Origin of the sequence: Streptomyces sp. NPDC006339 (assembly GCF_040612775.1) — a bacterium.
Classification (GTDB): Bacteria; Actinomycetota; Actinomycetes; order Streptomycetales; family Streptomycetaceae; genus Streptomyces.
Genome location: NZ_JBEXQW010000030.1, coordinates 13,683 through 30,137 on the forward strand (window position 1 = coordinate 13,683; position 16,455 = coordinate 30,137).

Sequence of the window (16,455 nt, forward strand, 5' to 3'; positions counted from 1 at the left end):
CAACCAGGCGCGGGCGGCGTCGCCGGGCGGACAGGGGAGAACGGGACATGCGCAGACTGAGGTCCGGCACGGTGGTGCTCGGCGGAGTGGGCGTGCTCGCGGCCACGCTGACCGCCTGCGGCTCGGAACCCGACCGCCGCTGCGTCGACCCGGTGACCTACAAGCAACTGCCGGACTACAAGTGCGAGTCCGGCGGCAGCGACGACGGCTCGTCCTCCAGCGGCCGCTACTACTACGGCGGCTCCGTCAGCGGCGGCCGGGCCAGCGGCGGCAGCTTCGACAAGTCCGCCGTCGACAGCGGCGGCTTCGGCGGCGGATCCTCCTCCTCCGGCGGCTGACCCGCCCATGGAGCGCCACACCATCGAGCCCCGCCCCGGCTGGCAGCAGACGGTCGAGGAGCAGGGTCTGATCTATCCGCTGACCCGCTATCCCGACGGCTCGCTGCGCCCCTACTGGGACGAGAGCGCCTACTACTCCTTCAGCCTGCCCGAGGTCGAGGCCCTGGAGGAGGTCGTCGAGGAGCTGCACGCCATGTGTCTGGCGGCGGCGGCCCACATCGTCGAGAAGGATCGATTCGCCGAGCTGGGCATCACCGACCCCCGGCTCGCCGCCCGGGTCGCCGAGGCGTGGCGGCGCCGCGCCGAACTCCCCACCCTCTACGGCCGCTTCGACCTCCGCTACGACGGTACGGGCCCGGCCAAGATGCTGGAGTACAACGCCGACACCCCGACCTCGCTGGTGGAGGCCGCGAGCCCGCAGTGGTTCTGGATGGAGGAGCGCTTCCCCGGCGCCGACCAGTGGAACTCGCTGCACGAGCGGCTCGTCGACGCCTGGAAGCGGCAGGCGCGTCTGCTGCCGCCCGGCAGCCCGGTCCACTTCGTCCACTCCGAGGGCGACGAGCTCGGCGAGGACCTGATGACCGTCGCGTATCTGCGCGAGACCGCCCAGCAGGCCGGACTCGACACGGAGGCGCTCTCCGTCGAGCGGATCGGCTGGGACCGGATCTCCGGCCGTTTCGTGGACGACCGGCTGAGGTTCATCCGGGCCTGCTTCAAGCTCTATCCGTGGGAGTGGCTCACCACGGACCGCTTCGGCCCGTACGTCCTCGACACCCTCGACAACGGCGGCGGCACCGGCACCACCCTCTGGATCGAGCCCGCCTGGAAGATGCTGCTGTCCAACAAGGCGCTCCTCGCGATCCTGTGGGAGCTCCACCCGGGCCACCCCAACCTGCTGCCCGCCTACCTCGACGGCCCGCGCGAGCTCGCCGCCGCCGGCGGCCCCGGCTACGTCGCCAAGCCGCTGCTCGGCCGCGAGGGCGCGGGCGTCACCCTGCACGAGCCGGGCGCCGAGCCCGTACGGCGCGAGGAGCCCTGCTGCTACCAGGAGCTGGCCCCGCTGCCCGACTTCGACGGCAACCGGGTCGTGCTGGGCGCGTGGACCGTGGGGGACGAGGCGGCGGGGCTCGGCATCCGGGAGTCGGCGGGGCCGGTCACGGACGAGTACGCCCGCTTCCTGCCGCACGTCATCCTCTGACGCCTCCGGCGGCCACCCCGGCCGGCGGGTGACCGCCGGCCGGTGCGACGCCTCGGGGCTCAGGCCGACAGAACCGCCCGCAGTTGCTCCAGGCCCCAGTCCAGGTCCTCCTTGCCGATGACCAGCGGGGGAGCGATGCGGATGGTGGAGCCGTGGGTGTCCTTCACCAGGACGCCCCGCTCCATCAGGCGCTCCGAGATCTCCCGGCCCGTGCCCTTCGCGGGGGTGATGTCGACGCCCGCCCACAGGCCGCGGCCGCGCACCGCCTCCACCGCGCCCGTGCCGACCAGCAGGCCCAGCTCCGCGTGCAGGTGCTCGCCCAGCTCGGTCGCCCGCTGCTGGTACTCGCCGGTCTCCAGCATCGCGATCACCTCCAGGCCCACCGCGCAGGCCAGCGGATTGCCGCCGAACGTCGACCCGTGCTCGCCCGGCCGGAACACGCCGAGGACGTCCGCGTCCGCGACCACCGCCGACACCGGCACCACACCGCCCCCGAGCGCCTTGCCCAGGATGTAGACGTCCGGCACCACGTCCTCGTGCTCGCAGGCGAAGGTCTTCCCCGTACGGCCCAGACCCGACTGGATCTCGTCCGCCATGAACAGCACGTTCCGCCGGGTCGTCAGCTCCCGCACCCCGCGCAGATAACCGGGCGGCGGGACCAGCACGCCCGCCTCGCCCTGGATCGGTTCGAGCAGCACCGCCACCGTGTTCTCCGTGACCGCCGCCTCCAGCGCGGTGAGATCCCCGTACGGCACGATCTCGAAGCCCGGTGTGTACGGGCCGTAGTGGTCCCGCGCCTCGTGGTCCGTGGAGAAGCTGACGATCGTCGTGGTCCGGCCGTGGAAGTTGTTCGCCGCGACCACGATCTTCGCGTGCCCGTCCGGCACGCCCTTCACCTCGTACCCCCACTTGCGGGCGGTCTTCACCGCCGTCTCCACGGCCTCCGCCCCCGTGTTCATCGGCAGCACCATCTCCTTGCCGCACAACCCGGCCAGGCGCGCGCAGAACTCGGCGAACCGGTCGTGCTGGAAGGCGCGCGAGGTGAGCGTCACCCGCTCGAGCTGGGTCCGGGCGGCGTCGATGAGACGCCGGTTGCCGTGGCCGAAGTTCAGCGCCGAATACCCGGCGAGCATGTCGAGGAAGCGGCGCCCCTCGACATCGGTCATCCACGCACCCTCGGCGGTGGCGACCACCACGGGCAGCGGGTGGTAGTTGTGGGCGCTGTGCGCGTCCGCGGCAGCGAGTTCGTCTTGCGTCCTCGACACGGGATCTCCGTTCGTCCTGCGGCAGGGGCGGGTGTGGCTCCCTTTTCTTATCGTCGCTCGGATGACGGACGGGGAAACCTGCGCGACGGCACGCCCGCCGGTGTGGAAACACGCCCGCCGCGCCCCCGGGACCCCTCCGGGCCGGGCCTCACCGCACCGAGTCCGCGATCCGTATCGCCTCCGCCCGCTCCGCCGCCCCCTCCAGGCGGAAGGTCAGCGCGCCCCCGCTCCCGGTCCCGCTCCCGGTCCACAGGAGCGTGGGGCCCGCCGTGCGGGTCGACGGTGCCCAGCTCCCGCCGGCCGCGTCCGTCAGCGGAAAGGTCAGCAGATGCGGCCGGGCGAACCAATACGCCTCCGTGCCGTCCGGCAGCGCCACCCACTCCGGGGGAGACCGCACCGTCTTCGCGAAGCCCAGGTCCAGCCGCCCCGGGAACACGTCGAGCCGCACTGTTCGTCCCTCCCCGGCCCGCCAGCACAGGCCGACCACCGCGCGCGGCGGCGCGCCCGTGACCCCCACCCCGTCCGGCGCGCCCAGCGCCGCCGGCACCGCCGGCACGAACCCGGCCCGGCGCCCGGCCTCCGCGAGGCCGAGCCCGGCGGCCCCCCGCGGGCAGCCCGGCACCGGCTCGCCCGGCGCGGGCGGTGCCCCCGGCTCGTACCGCACGTCGACCCCGCCGAAGCCCAGCCACTCCACCACCCCGGCCCGCACCGGCGACGTCAGCACCAGCACCACCAGCAGCCCGGACAGCGCGGCGAGCAGCCGCTTCCAGCGGTCCCGCAGCCAGGCGAGACGGCGCGGGGGCGGGGCGGGCGGGGGCACCCGCTCGGCGAGCAACTGGGCCAGCACCCGCTCGGCCATCGTCTCGCCGTCCACGTCCGGCACCCGCAGCCGCCGCCCCAGCTCCCGCAGCTCCTCCGGCAGCCCGCCGTCCCGGTCACCCATGCCCCTCACCCCCTCCCTCCGGAAGCCTCGCTCCCAGCTTCTTCAGCGCCCGGCTCAGCCGGGACTTCACCGTCCCCCGCGGCCAGCCCAGCGCCTCGGCCGTCTCGCCCTCGTCCATCTCCAGGAGATAGCGGTGCACCACCACCAGGCGCTGCTCCTCGCCCAGACCGTCCAGCGCCGTCAGGAGCTGCCGCAGCCGCTCCCGCTCCTCCGCCGCCACCGCCGGGTCCGCGCCCTCCGGTATCAGCGGCTCGCCCGCCAGCAGCTCCGCCTCACGGCCCGCCACCGCCCGCTGCCGGCCCGCCGCCCGCAGTGTGTTCCTCGTCTCATTGGCCACGATGCTCAGCAGCCAGGGCCGGAACGAGGCCCCCTCCTTGAAGCGCCCCAGCGAGCGATACGCCTTGAAGAACGCCTGCTGCACCACGTCCTCCGCCTCCGCACCCGCGCCGCAGGCCACCGCCGCCCGCAGCGCCACCCCCGTGTGCGCGCGGACCAGCTCCGCGTACGCCTCCGGCTCTCCGGCGCGCACCCGTGCGATCACGGCCCCCTCGTCGACGACGACTCGGCCCCCCTCCCGGGTCCCCTCCCGCGTCCTCACACCTCTGATACACCGGCAGTCCGGGATCGGTTCCCACACCTGAGAGAATGTGGGGCATGGCCTCTGACGTTCCCCGTGTGCTCTCCGGAATCCAGCCCACCGCAGGCTCGTTCCACCTCGGCAACTACCTCGGCGCCGTCCGCCAGTGGGTCGCGCTCCAGGAGACGCACGACGCCTTCTACATGGTCGTGGACCTGCACGCGATCACGGTCCCGCAGGACCCCGCGGAGCTGCGCGCCAACACCCGGCTCGCCGCGGCCCAGCTCCTCGCCGCCGGCCTCGACCCGGAGCGCTGCACCCTCTTCGTCCAGAGCCACGTCCCCGAGCACGCGCAGCTCGGCTGGGTCATGAACTGCCTCACCGGCTTCGGCGAGGCGTCCCGCATGACCCAGTTCAAGGACAAGTCCGCCAAGCAGGGCGCCGACCGCGCGACCGTCGGCCTCTTCACGTACCCGATCCTCCAGGTCGCCGACATCCTGCTCTACCAGGCGAACCAGGTCCCGGTCGGCGAGGACCAGCGGCAGCACATCGAGCTGACCCGCGACCTGGCGGAGCGGTTCAACGGCCGCTTCGGCGAGACGTTCACGATCCCGGCGCCGTACATCCTCAAGGAGACGGCGAAGATCTACGACCTCCAGGACCCGGCGATCAAGATGAGCAAGTCGGCGTCCACGCCGAAGGGCCTCATCAACCTGCTGGACGACCCGAAGACCACCGCGAAGAAGGTCAAGAGCGCGGTCACGGACACCGACACCGTCATCCGCTTCGACCCGGAGAACAAGGCCGGCGTCTCCAACCTCCTGACGATCATGTCCGTGCTCACCGAGACGTCGATCGCCGACCTGGAGAAGAGCTACGAGGGCAAGATGTACGGCGCCCTCAAGACCGACCTGGCCGAGGTCATGGTGGACTTCGTCACGCCCTTCCGGACCCGCACCCAGGAATACCTGGACGACCCGGAGACGCTGGACTCGGTCCTGGCCAAGGGCGCCGAGAAGGCCCGGGCGGTCGCCGCGGAGACGCTGGCGCAGACGTACGAGAAGGTCGGCTTCCTGCCCGCCAAGCACTGACGCCGGCACGGGCGCCGGCACGGACGCCGGGCACCGAGTCCAAGGACCCTGGCCGAAAAGGTGGTGCAGGCCGCACACTGGCGCTGCACCACCAGACACGTTTCGACGGACGACGGAGGAGAACGAGTGGGGACCGTAACGATCGGCGTCTCGATCGCGGTCCCGGAGCCTCACGGCAGCCTGCTCCAGGAGCGGCGCGCGGGCTTCGGGGATCCCGCCGCGCACGGCATTCCCACGCACGTCACCCTGCTCCCGCCGACCGAGGTGGCCCAGGAGCGGCTGCCCGAGATCGAGGCGCACCTCGCCGCGATCGCCGCCGCCAGCGACCCCTTCGCGATGCGCCTGGAAGGCACCGGAACGTTCCGGCCGCTGTCCCCGGTCGTCTTCGTGAAGCTCGCCGACGGCGCCGCCGGCTGCGACCGGCTCCAGCAGCGCATCCGCGACGAGGCCGGCCCGGTCCCGCGCGAGCTCCAGTTCCCGTACCACCCGCACGTCACCGTCGCCCACGGCATCCCCGACGAGGCGATGGACCGGGCCTTCGAGGAGCTCGCCGGCTACACGGCGCACTGGACCTGCCGCTCCTTCGCGCTGTACGAGCAGGGCGCCGACCAGGTGTGGCGCAAACTGTGCGACTACGAGTTCGGCAGCGGCCGCACCGTCACCGCGGTCCCGGCCCAGGGCGGCAGCCCGGTCGACACCCCGGCGACGTTCCCCACCCGCTAGCGGGCGTCCCCCGGCGGGCGGCCCGGTGCGGGCTCCCACCGGCGGGCCGCCCGTACGGGCTCACACCGGCAGGCGCCGGAAGAGCGGCCGCGGCACGTGCCGGAGCGCCGCCATCACCAGCCGTAGCGCCCCGGGCACCCACACCGTCTCCGAGCGGCGGCGCAGCCCCAGCTCGATCGCCGTCGCGACCGCCTCCGGGGTGGTCGCGAGCGGTGCCTCCTCCCGGCCCTCGGTCATCTTCGAGCGGACGAAGCCGGGCCGCACCACCATCACGTGCACCCCGGTGCCGTGCAGGGCGTCCCCGAGGCCCTGGGCGAAGGCGTCGAGGCCGGCCTTCGACGAGCCGTAGATGAAGTTGGCCCGCCGGGCCCGCTCGCCGGCCACCGAGGACAGCACGACGAGCGAGCCGTGCCCCTGCGCCTGGAGGGCCTGGGCGCAGACCAGGCCGGCCGAGACGGCCCCCGTGTAGTTGGTCTGGGCGACCCGCACGGCGGCGAGCGGGTCGGCCTCGTCGCGCTCCTGGTCGCCCAGGACGCCGAAGGCGAGCAGCACCATGTCGATGTCGCCCTCCGTGAAGAGCTTGCCGAGCCGTTCCTCGTGGGACTCGGTGTCCAGGGCGTCGAACGGCACGGTGCGCACGTCCGCGCCGAGCGCGCGCAGCGAGTCCGCGGCGGCGCTCAGGGCGGGGGAGGGGCGGCCGGCCAGCCAGACCGTGCGGGTGCGGCGGGCGATCAGCCGGCGCGCGGTGGCGAGGCCGATCTCGGAGGTGCCGCCGAGAACGAGCAGGGACTGGGGGGCGCCGAAGGCGTCCTTCACGGCGATCTCCTAGCGGTCGGGTCGGGTACGAGGTGGGTGGGGCGGGGGTCGGCTGGCCCCGGGTCCGGGCCGGGGCTACAGAGCCAGGCGCCGGGCCAGGTCCGAGACGAAGACGGACCGCGGGTCGAGGGCGGCGCGCAGCTCGCGGAAGTCGGCGAGCCGCGGGTACATCGCGGCGAGCAGCTCCGGCCGCAGCCGGGAGTCCTTCGCGAGGTAGACCCGGCCGCCGGCGGCGACGACCTCCTCGTCCAGCTCGTCCAGGAAGGCGCCGAGGCCGCTGAGCGAGGCCGGGATGTCGAGGGCGAGGGTCCAGCCGGGCAGCGGGAAGGACAGCCAGCCGGGGTCGGCCTCGCCGAAGCGCTTCAGCACGGCGAGGAAGGACGGGCAGCCGCGGCTCGCGATCCGCCGGACGACCCGGCGCAGGGTCTCCTCCTGCCCGTACCCGACGACGAACTGGTACTGCACGAAGCCGCCGCGCCCGTACACCCGGTTCCAGTGGGGGACCCCGTCGAGGGGGTGGAAGAAGGAGGAGAGCCGCTGGAGCCGGCCGGTGGAGCGGCGGGGTGCCTTGCGGTACCAGAGCTCGTTGAAGAGGCTCACGCCGGCGCGGCTGAGGAGCCCCTCGGGGACGTACGCGGGCGCGGCCGGCAGCCGGCCGGGACGGAAGGCGAGCGGCGCGCGGCGGACGCGGACGGGCAGGGCGTCGTACGGGGCGTGGTCGCCGCGGGTGAGGACGGCGCGGCCGGTCGCGGCGCCGCGCGCGAGCAGGTCGATCCAGGCGACGGAGTAGCGGTAGCGGTGGTCGGTCGCGGTGAGACGGGCCATCAGGTCGTCGAGGTCGCTGGCGCGTTCGGTGTCGACGGTCATCAGGGACGTCTCGACGGGCAGCAGGCGCAGCGTGACGGACAGGATCACCCCGGTCAGGCCCATGCCGCCCGCGGTGGCCTCGAAGAGCGGCGTGCCGGGGACGACCGTGCGCAGTCGCCCGTCGGCGGTGAGCAGGTCCAGGGAGACCACGTGGCGCGAGAAGGAGCCGGAGACGTGGTGGTTCTTGCCGTGGATGTCGGCGCCGAGCGCCCCGCCGACGGTGACGTACCGGGTGCCGGGGGTGACGGGCACGAACCAGCCGAGCGGCAGCAGCACCTCCATCAGGTGGTGCAGGCTGACGCCCGCGTCGCAGACGACGAGCCCCGCCTCGGCGTCGACGGCCCGGATCCGGGCGAGCCCGGTCATGTCGAGCACGGCGCCGCCGGCGTTCTGGGCGGCGTCGCCGTAGGCCCGGCCGAGCCCGCGCGCGATCGACCCGCGGGCGCCGCACGCGCGGACGGCGGCGGCGGCCTCCTCGTACGTGCGGGGGCGGATCACGCGGGCGAGGGTGGGGGCGGTGCGGCCCCAGCCGGTGAGGGTGTCGAAGTCCTCGTCGACGTGTGTCTCGGCAGCCATGAGCTGACCGTATCGTCGTGACTGTCGCTTATGCCGGGATTGGTGGGCGGTTCGTCGAAATGGGTGATTAAACGAGTGTCAGGAAAGAGTCCCGAGCCGTATGACACCCGAGGGCGTCAGAGTCGCCCGTGGTTGACGGCAGCACGGGGAGGCGGGCGAGACTCATGCGACACCGGGACTGGACCGTGGCCGACCACCGGGCGCTGGCCGCGCTGCGCGCCTGCGGACGGCGACCGGCCGTGGCGGCCGCCGCCCGCGCGCTCTCGCACGGCGGCGAACACGCGGCGCTCTGGCTCGCCGCCGGACTCACCGCCGCCGCCCTGGACCCGCCGCGCCGCGCCGGCTGGCTGCGCGGCACCGCCCTGATCGGTGCGGCCCACCTGGCGAGTTCGGTCGTCAAGCGGGTCGTACGGCGGCCCCGGCCGTGCCCCGAGACGTACGCGCCGCTGGTGCGCACCGCCGGCCGGCACTCCTTCCCCAGCTCCCACGCCAGCTCCGCCGCCGCGGCGGCCGTCGCCTTCACCGTCCTGCACCCGCGGGCCGGGAACGTCGCCGTCCCGGCCGCCGCCGCGATGTGCCTGTCCCGCCTCGTCGTCGGCGTCCACTACCCGACCGACGTCGCCGCCGGCGCGCTGCTCGGCGCCGCCGCCGCGACGGCGGGCCGCGCCTGGCTCCGTACGGCCGCCACCCCCGCGCCCCCGGCTCCGGCTCCCTTCCCGGTCCCGCTGCCACCTCCGGTCCCGGTCCCGGTCCCGGCCCTGGCCCCGGCGGGAGGCCACCATGGCTGAGCGCACCACCGGGGTCGGCACCGGGGTCACCACCGGCGTCACCACCGCCGTCGCCGTCCTCGACCCGCCCGCACCCGCGCGGCGCGCGCCGACGCGCCGCCCCACGGCCCTCGCCCGCGGGCTCGTACGGACCGCCCGGCCGCGCCAGTGGGTGAAGAACGTCCTCGTCGTCGCCGCGCCCGTCGCCGCCGGCCAGCTCGGCTCCTGGCACAGCGCGGCCCGGCTCGGCCTGGTCTTCGTCCTCTTCACGGCCGCCGCCTCCGCCGTCTACCTGGTCAACGACGCCCGCGACGCCGAGGCCGACCGCGCCCACCCCGTGAAACGGCACCGCCCGGTCGCCGCCGGGATCGTCCCCGTACCCCTCGCGTACGCCACCGGCGCCGCGCTCGGCCTCGGCGCGGCCCTCGCCAGCGCCCTGCTGTGCAACGCGATGACGGCGCTGCTCCTGACCGCGTACCTCGCCATGCAACTCGCCTACTGCGTCCGCCTCAAGCACGTCCTCGTCGTCGACCTCACCGTCGTCACCACCGGCTTCCTCATGCGCGCCATGATCGGCGGGATCGCGCTCGGCATCCCGCTCTCGCGCTGGTTCCTCATCACCACCGGCTTCGGCGCGCTCTTCATGGTCGCGGCCAAGCGCTATTCGGAGGCGGTCCGCATGGAGGACGCCCGGGGCGCGACCCGGGCGCTGCTCACCCAGTACACGACCGGCTATCTCCGCTTCGTCTGGCAACTGGCGGCCGGGGTCGCCGTCCTCGGCTACTGCCTGTGGGCCCTGGAGAGCGGCGGCGTCTCGGCCGGCTCGCTGCTGCCGTGGCGTCAGCTCTCCGTCGTCGCCTTCGTCCTGGCCGTGCTGCGCTACGCCGTCTTCGCCGACCGGGGCACGGCGGGCGAACCGGAGGATGTCGTCCTGCGCGACCGCCCGCTCGCCGTCATCGGCCTGGTGTGGGCGGCGATGTACGGCATGGCGCTCGCGGACCTGTGAGCGCGCGCCCCGACAGGGCGCCCTGGACCGACAGCGCGCCCCGCACCACCGCCGACCGTCCCACCGGCCGTCGGCGCGAGGTGCTCGGATTCCTCGCCGCCGGGGGCGTGGCCTACGCCGTCGACCTCGGCGTCTTCCTCTGGCTGCGCGGCGCGCTCGGGCAGGATCCGATCACGGCCAAGGTCTGCTCCTTCCTGGCCGGCTGCACCGTCGCCTACCTCGGCAACGCCCTCGGCACCTATCGCCGCCGCGCCGTCGCCCTGCGCGAGTACGTCGTGTTCTTCGCCGTGAACCTCGCCGGCGCCGCCGTCCAACTGCTCTGCCTCGCCGTGTCCCACCACGGCCTCGGGCTCACCTCCGCCCGCGCCGACACGGTGTCAGGACTCGGGGTGGGCATGTTCCTGGCGACCTGTCTGCGATTCTGGGGTACCCGGACCCTGGTCTTCCGGAACGCCGGCTGACTCCACCGCCCGAGGGAGAGAGGCGTACGACATGGACTGGCTGACCAAGCTCCCCGTCGTCGGCCCCTGGGTCGCCCGCCTGATGAAGACCCACGCCTGGCGCTCGTACGAGACCCTCGACAAGGTCCACTGGACCCGGCTCGCCGCCGCCCTCACCTTCATCAGCTTCCTGTCGCTCTTCCCGCTGATCACCCTCACCGCCGCGATCGGCGCCGCGCTGCTGTCGGCCGAACAGCTCGAACGGATCGAGACGAAGATCGCCGACCAGGTCCCCGGCATCTCCGAACAGCTCGACATCGGCAGCCTGGTCGACAACGCCGGCACCGTCGGTCTGGTCGCCGGCGCCGTGCTGCTGTTCACGGGCATCGGCTGGGTCGGCTCCATGCGCGAGTGCCTGCGCGCGGTGTGGGGCCTGGACGACGTCGACGAGGGCAACCCGATCGTGCGCAAGGGCAAGGACGCGGTCGTGCTGCTCGGCCTCGGCGGGGTCATGCTCGGCACGCTGGCCGCGTCCTGGCTCGGCTCCACCGCCGTCGGCTGGTCCGCGGAACGGCTCGGTGTCTCCGACCGGGGCGCCGGCGGGATCCTGCTGGAGGTCGCGGCCATCCTGGTGGCGGTCGTCGCCGACTTCCTGATCCTGTCGTACGTGCTGACGCTGCTGCCCGGCGTCGAGCCGGGGCGCCGCGACCTGGTGGTCGCGGCACTGCTCGGCGCGGTCGGCTTCGAACTGCTCAAGCTGCTGCTCGGCGGCTATATGAAGGGCGTCGCGGCGAAGTCGATGTACGGGGCGTTCGGCGTGCCGGTCGCCCTGCTCCTGTGGATCAACTTCATGGCGAAGCTGCTGCTGTTCTGCGCGGCGTGGACGGCGACCGGCACCCGGGCCGCACGCGCCGAGGACGCCGGCGACGGGCCCGACAGCGACTCGGAGGCGCCCGACACGGCCTCCGACGTCAGGGATTCACGCTCTCGTCGACCGGCGGAGCCGTCCGACCCGCAGGCGCCGCCCGCGGCCAGCGCCGGTTGACCAGGAACACGGCGCCCGCGATCAGCACGAGCATCCCGCCCGCCACGGCGAGCGCGATGCCCGCGCCGCCCGACTTCTCGTCCGCCACGGCAGCCTGCTCGGCGCCCGTCCCGGGGCCCACCGCCGCGTCCTTGCCGGCGGTGGCCGAGCCGTCCGACGTCCCCGCGTCCGCGCCCGGCGTCGTACGCACCGACTTCGGCGGCACCAGCTCGCCGACCGGCGTCACCTTCCCGGCCGCCGCGAAGCCCCAGTCGAGCAGCCGCGCGGTCTCCTTGTAGACGGCGTGCTGCTCCTTCGACGAGGGGTTCATGACGGTGACGAGCAGCACCCGGCCGTTGCGCTCGGCGACGCCCGTGAAGGTCGCCCCGGCGTGCGTGGTGTTGCCGTTCTTGACGCCCGCGATGCCCTGGTAGGCCGGGACGCCGAGGTCACCGGTGAGCAGCCGGTTGGTGTTCTGGATCTCGAAGGTCTCGCGCTTCTTGCCGGGCTTCAGCTCGCCGGGGAACTTGGCGCGCGGAGTGGCGGCGTACTCGCGGAAGTCCGGGTTCTGCATGCCGCTGCGGGCGATGAGCGTGAGGTCGTACGCGGAGGAGACCTGGTGCGGTTCGTCGTAGCCGTCCGGGGACTTGACGACGGTGTCCAGGGCCTGGAGCTCCTCGGCGCGCGCCTGCATGTCCGCGACGGTCCGCTCCCTGCCGTTGTTCATCGCCGTCAGGACGTGGACGGCGTCGTTGCCGGAGCGCAGGAAGACGCCCAGCCACAGGTCGTGGACGCTGTAGGTCTGCTTCTCCTTGATGCCGACCAGGCTGGATCCGGCGCCGACGCCGGCCAGGTCCTCGGGCTTGACGGTGTAGTTCCGCGTCTTGGGGAACTTCGGCAGCAGGGTGTCCGCGAAGAGCATCTTGAGCGTGGAGGCCGGGGCCAGCTTCCAGTGCGCGTTGTGCGCGGCGAGGACCTGGCCGCTCTCCGCGTCCGCGACGATCCACGAGCGCGCGCTGAGCTCCTTCGGCAGCACCGGGGCGCCGGCGCCGAGCCTCACCTGGGTGCCGGGGAGGCTGAGCAGCCTGCCGCCGACGGAGGACATCCCGGAGGGCGGCTTGGGCTGCTTGTCCGTGCCGTCCGCGTGGGCGGGGGATACGGCGAGGAGGGGCAGCAGCGCGGCGGCGGCGACCGTCAATGCGGTCTTCGCGGTCTTCTTCGAAGCGGACACGGTCGAGAACGTACCTCCCCGGAAGCCGCGGCCGAACCCCGCGGGGCGGTTCGTCCCGGCTCGTCCACTCGTCCGCAGGCCCCCGCGCGGGCCCGTCCGCGCACCCGTCCGCGGGGCCGTCGACAGCGCCCGTGGGGCGGATGGTGATACTGGGACCATGAAGCTCAGCCGGCCGGTCTCCTGGTTCCTGCTCGCGTTCGGGGTGTGGAGCTGGTTCATCTGGATCACTTTCGTCAAGAACCTGTGGAACGACGCGAGCGGTCTCGCCTTCGACGACGCGGGCGATCCGACGGCCTACTTCTGGGTTCACCTTCTGCTGGCCATCACGTCCTTTGTCCTGGGGACGGTCATCGGGGTGATCGGGTTGCGTGGCGTGCGCGCACTTCGGCGCGAGCGCGGATAGGGGTTCGTGGGGCGTGGTCGTCTTCCTGCTGGTGCTGGTCGTGGTCCTCGCCCTCCTGGGCGGGGTCCACTGGTACGTGTGGCGGCGTCTGGTGCGTGACCTGACGGCGCCGGGCGGCGTGGCCCGCCGTCTCGGCACGGCCGCGGCGATCGTCCTGCCGCTGCTGTCGGTCGCGGCGCTCACCTCCGGCCGCGCCGGCGCCCCCTTCGTCCTCCAGCAGATCGTCGCCTGGCCGGGCTTCTTCTGGCTCGCGCTGCTGCTGTACGTGACGCTCGCCCTGGTGGTGACGGAACCACTGCGGCCGCTGCTGCGGCGATGGGCCGACCGCCGCGCCTCCGCCACCCGGGCCGCCGAGCCGGCCCCGGCCCCCGCACTCGCCCCGGACGACGCCCCCGCGCCCGCGCCCGCCGGGCGTCCGGAGACCGTCCCCGCCACCGTGCCGGCCACCGCACCCGTAGCGGCGCCCGCGCCCGCGTCCGCGCCCGTCCCCGTACCGACGGACGGCCCGGCGGCGACGGACGGCCCGGCGACGGACGGCCCGCAGTCCCGGCCCGCACCCGCCCAGCCGCAGCCCGCGCCCGCGCTCTCCCGCCGGCTCTTCGTCAACCGGCTCGTCTCGGGCACGGCCGCCGCCGTCGCCGCCGGGACGGTGGGGTACGGGGCGTACGGGGTGCTGCGCGGGCCGCGGGTGAAGCGCGTCACCGTGCCGCTGGCCAAGCTGCCGCGCGGCGCGCACGGCTACCGCATCGCGGTCGTGTCGGACATCCACATCGGCCCGATCCTCGGCCGCGCCCACACCCAGCGGATCGTCGACACCATCAACGCCACGCAGCCCGATCTCGTGGCCGTCGTCGGCGACCTGGTCGACGGCACCGTCGAGAACCTGGGGTCCGCCGCCGAGCCGCTCGCGCGGCTGAGGGCGCGGGACGGCGCCTTCTTCGTGACGGGCAACCACGAGTACTTCTCGGGCGCCGACGCCTGGGTCGACCACGTCCGCGACCTCGGCCTGCGGCCGCTGCGCAACGCCCGGACGGAGATCGGCGCCGGCTTCGACCTTGCCGGGGTGGACGACGTGGCGGGCGAGAGCGAGGGGCAGGGCCCCGACTTCGTGAAGGCGCTCGGCGACCGGGACCGGGCCCGCACCGCCGTCCTGCTCGCGCACCAGCCGATCGTCATCGACGACGCCGTCCGGCACGGCGTCGACCTCCAGCTCTCCGGCCACACCCACGGCGGCCAGCTCTGGCCCGGCAACTTCCTCGCCGAGCTCGCCAATCCGACCGTCGCGGGGCTCGAACGCTACGGCGACACCCAGCTCTACGTGTCGCGCGGCGCGGGCGCCTGGGGACCGCCGGTCCGGGTCGGCGCGCCCTCCGACATCACCGTCGTGGAGCTGGCCTCGAAGCAGGCGTGACGGAGCGCTTGGTGACTGATACGTACGGTTCGGTCACCCGAAACCCCTTATCCCGGGACATATGCGTGCGGTGTGAAGGTTTACTCTTCCACCAGTGAAGACCGTGTGATTGGGTGGCGCCATCGCGGCCGGCCGGAGGCCGCCGCGCCAGGGGTGGGCACGCGAAAAAGGGAAGCACGTCTCATGCGGTCGACGGTCCGTCTGCGCGTTCTGATCACTTGTGGGGTCGTGCTGGCCGCCGGAATCGGGGGCTGGCAGTTGCTGCCCTCCGACGACGTGCGGACCGCCCCCATCACCGTCGGCACCACGGACGAGGTGACCTCGCTCGATCCGGCCGGTGCCTACGACGCCGGTTCCTGGGCGATGTACAGCAACGTGTACCAGTCGCTCCTGACCTTCAAGCCGGGCTTCACCACGCCGGTCCCGGACGCCGCCGAGAGCTGCGGGTTCCTGGGCACGCGGCTGACGACGTACCGGTGCACCCTCCGCGACGACCTCGCCTTCGCCAGTGGCCGCAAGATCACCGGCGAGGACGTCCGCCACTCGTTCGAGCGGATGCTGGCGATCAAGGCGGACGTCGGCCCGCAGCCGCTGTTCCCGACCCTCAGGAAGGTCGTCGCCGACGGCCGGAAGGTCACCTTCCACCTCAGCGGCCGGGACGCCACCTTCCCGCTGAAGCTCGCCACCGGCGCCGGCTCCATCGTCGACCGCACCACGTACCCGGCCAGGACGCTGCGCGGGGGCACCACGGTCGACGGCTCGGGGCCGTACGTCCTCAAGGACTACCAGCCGGGCGTCAGCGCCCGGCTGGAGCCCAACCCGCGCTACCGGGGCGCCGTCGGCAAGGCCGGCCGCACGGTCGTCGTGAAGTACTTCAAGGAGTCCGAGCAGCTCGCCGCGGCCTGGAAGAGCAAGCAGGTGCAGGTGACGCACCGGCAGATGCCGCCGGCCTTCATCAACGCGCTGGAGGAGGGCTCGCAGGAAGGCGTCCGGATCACCGAGGCGGCCAGCGCCGAGACCCGCAACCTCAACTTCAACGTGCGTCCCGGCTCGCCGATGGCGAGGAAGGCGGTCCGGCAGGCCGTCGCCGCCGTGATCGACCGCCCGGCCATCACCACCGGCCCGTACAGGAGCACCGTCGAGCCGCTGTACTCCCTCATCCCGCAGGGCTTCCTCGGCCACAGCACCGCCTTCTACGACACCTATCCGGAGCCCAGCACCGCCACGGCGAAGAAGCTCCTGAAGGACGCGGACGTCGACACCCCGGTGAAGTTCACCCTCGGCCACCGCGAGGACGCCACCTACGCGGCCGAGGCCGCCGAGCTGAAGCGGCAGTTGGAGGAGACCGGGCTGTTCGAGGTGGAGGTCCGGTCGGTGGACTGGCAGTCCTTCCAGAAGATGTACGCGGCGGGCCGGTTCGACGCGTACACGGTCGGCTGGCTGCCCGACTTCCCGGACTCCGACAGCTTCACGGCGCCGCTCGTCGGCAAGGACAACACCCTGCACAACGGGTTCTCCAGCCCCGTGATCGACTCGCTGATCGCCTCGACCCAGCAGTACAGCGACCGCGCGCGGGCGTCCGCCGACTTCACGTCCCTCCAGGACGAGGTCGCCAAGGAGGTGCCGCTGGTGCCGCTGTGGCAGAAGAAGGACTACGTGCTGTCCACGGAGGCCGTGGCCGGCTCGCAGTACCTCTCGGACGGCACGGGCATCTGGCGCCTGTGGGAGCTGAGCTGGATCTAGACCGCCCGGAACGGCCCGGCCCTGAAGGCCGCGTAC

General features: G+C 73.4%; 17 protein-coding genes. 11 read left to right on the top strand and 6 right to left on the bottom strand.

What is annotated here, in order from left to right:
- Window positions 1-47: 47 nt before the first annotated feature.
- Together ABZ135_RS23860 and ABZ135_RS23865 are read left to right on the top strand one after the other, a co-directional pair.
- The gene (locus ABZ135_RS23860; RefSeq protein WP_356698261.1) at window positions 48-338 is read left to right on the top strand and encodes a hypothetical protein; all 291 of its coding nucleotides are present in this window, start codon (window positions 48-50) and stop codon (window positions 336-338) included.
- Between the two features lie 7 nt (window positions 339-345).
- Window positions 346-1,536, top strand: coding sequence for a glutathionylspermidine synthase family protein (locus tag ABZ135_RS23865; RefSeq protein ID WP_356698262.1), 1,191 nt, complete (start codon window positions 346-348; stop codon window positions 1,534-1,536).
- 59 nt (window positions 1,537-1,595) lie between these two features.
- Here the strand turns inward: ABZ135_RS23865 and rocD are convergent, their stop codons facing one another.
- The 3 genes from rocD to ABZ135_RS23880 all read right to left on the bottom strand — a co-directional run bounded on the left by rocD (window position 1,596) and on the right by ABZ135_RS23880 (window position 4,381).
- Window positions 1,596-2,801 carry an ornithine--oxo-acid transaminase gene (gene rocD / locus ABZ135_RS23870; protein ID WP_356698263.1) on the bottom strand — a complete coding sequence of 402 codons (1,206 nt, stop codon included), beginning with the start codon at window positions 2,799-2,801 and terminating at the stop codon, window positions 1,596-1,598.
- A gap of 148 nt (window positions 2,802-2,949) precedes the next feature.
- Complete coding sequence (locus ABZ135_RS23875) at window positions 2,950-3,744, bottom strand: hypothetical protein (RefSeq protein WP_356698264.1); 795 nt, start codon at window positions 3,742-3,744, stop codon at window positions 2,950-2,952.
- On the bottom strand, window positions 3,737-4,381 hold the full coding sequence (locus tag ABZ135_RS23880; protein ID WP_356698265.1) for a sigma-70 family RNA polymerase sigma factor: 645 nt from the start codon (window positions 4,379-4,381) through the stop codon (window positions 3,737-3,739). The genes ABZ135_RS23875 and ABZ135_RS23880 overlap by 8 nt, the downstream gene beginning before the upstream one ends.
- 17 nt (window positions 4,382-4,398) lie before the next feature.
- On the opposite strand from ABZ135_RS23880, the gene trpS reads away from it, so the two are divergent.
- The gene (gene trpS / locus ABZ135_RS23885; RefSeq protein ID WP_356698266.1) at window positions 4,399-5,412 is read left to right on the top strand and encodes a tryptophan--tRNA ligase; all 1,014 of its coding nucleotides are present in this window, start codon (window positions 4,399-4,401) and stop codon (window positions 5,410-5,412) included.
- A 126-nt stretch (window positions 5,413-5,538) separates the two neighbouring features.
- Entirely contained in the window at window positions 5,539-6,135 is a 597-nt protein-coding gene (locus ABZ135_RS23890) for a 2'-5' RNA ligase family protein (protein WP_356698267.1), read from the top strand.
- A 60-nt stretch (window positions 6,136-6,195) separates the two neighbouring features.
- Here ABZ135_RS23890 and ABZ135_RS23895 read toward each other — a convergent pair whose 3' ends face one another.
- Window positions 6,196-6,951, bottom strand: a complete 756-nt coding sequence (locus ABZ135_RS23895) for a decaprenylphospho-beta-D-erythro-pentofuranosid-2-ulose 2-reductase (RefSeq protein WP_356698268.1) — start codon at window positions 6,949-6,951, stop codon at window positions 6,196-6,198.
- A gap of 75 nt (window positions 6,952-7,026) precedes the next feature.
- Window positions 7,027-8,394: an FAD-binding oxidoreductase gene (locus tag ABZ135_RS23900; protein ID WP_356698269.1), complete on the bottom strand. Its 1,368-nt coding sequence runs from the start codon at window positions 8,392-8,394 to the stop codon at window positions 7,027-7,029.
- Between the two features lie 164 nt (window positions 8,395-8,558).
- Between ABZ135_RS23900 and ABZ135_RS23905 the strand changes: the two genes are divergently transcribed.
- From ABZ135_RS23905 to ABZ135_RS23920, 4 genes are all read left to right on the top strand, one after another.
- Window positions 8,559-9,182, top strand: coding sequence for a phosphatase PAP2 family protein (locus ABZ135_RS23905; protein ID WP_356698270.1), 624 nt, complete (start codon window positions 8,559-8,561; stop codon window positions 9,180-9,182).
- Window positions 9,175-10,167, top strand: a complete 993-nt coding sequence (locus ABZ135_RS23910) for a decaprenyl-phosphate phosphoribosyltransferase (RefSeq protein ID WP_356698271.1) — start codon at window positions 9,175-9,177, stop codon at window positions 10,165-10,167. The genes ABZ135_RS23905 and ABZ135_RS23910 overlap by 8 nt, the downstream gene beginning before the upstream one ends.
- 80 nt (window positions 10,168-10,247) lie before the next feature.
- Window positions 10,248-10,628, top strand: coding sequence for a GtrA family protein (locus tag ABZ135_RS23915; protein ID WP_356698346.1), 381 nt, complete (start codon window positions 10,248-10,250; stop codon window positions 10,626-10,628).
- Window positions 10,629-10,659: 31 nt separating this feature from the next.
- Window positions 10,660-11,652 carry a YhjD/YihY/BrkB family envelope integrity protein gene (locus tag ABZ135_RS23920; protein WP_356698272.1) on the top strand — a complete coding sequence of 331 codons (993 nt, stop codon included), beginning with the start codon at window positions 10,660-10,662 and terminating at the stop codon, window positions 11,650-11,652.
- On the opposite strand, the gene ABZ135_RS23925 is transcribed toward ABZ135_RS23920, so the two are convergent.
- On the bottom strand, window positions 11,579-12,862 hold the full coding sequence (locus ABZ135_RS23925; protein WP_356698273.1) for a D-alanyl-D-alanine carboxypeptidase: 1,284 nt from the start codon (window positions 12,860-12,862) through the stop codon (window positions 11,579-11,581). The genes ABZ135_RS23920 and ABZ135_RS23925 overlap by 74 nt on opposite strands.
- A gap of 157 nt (window positions 12,863-13,019) precedes the next feature.
- Between ABZ135_RS23925 and ABZ135_RS23930 the strand changes: the two genes are divergently transcribed.
- The 3 genes from ABZ135_RS23930 to ABZ135_RS23940 all read left to right on the top strand — a co-directional run bounded on the left by ABZ135_RS23930 (window position 13,020) and on the right by ABZ135_RS23940 (window position 16,419).
- Window positions 13,020-13,265, top strand: a complete 246-nt coding sequence (locus ABZ135_RS23930) for a hypothetical protein (RefSeq protein WP_356698274.1) — start codon at window positions 13,020-13,022, stop codon at window positions 13,263-13,265.
- Between the two features lie 13 nt (window positions 13,266-13,278).
- Complete coding sequence (locus ABZ135_RS23935) at window positions 13,279-14,676, top strand: metallophosphoesterase (protein WP_356698275.1); 1,398 nt, start codon at window positions 13,279-13,281, stop codon at window positions 14,674-14,676.
- Between the two features lie 183 nt (window positions 14,677-14,859).
- A complete protein-coding gene (locus ABZ135_RS23940; RefSeq protein ID WP_356698276.1) occupies window positions 14,860-16,419 on the top strand; it encodes an ABC transporter substrate-binding protein in 1,560 nt (519 codons plus the stop codon).
- Window positions 16,420-16,455: the final 36 nt, after the last annotated feature.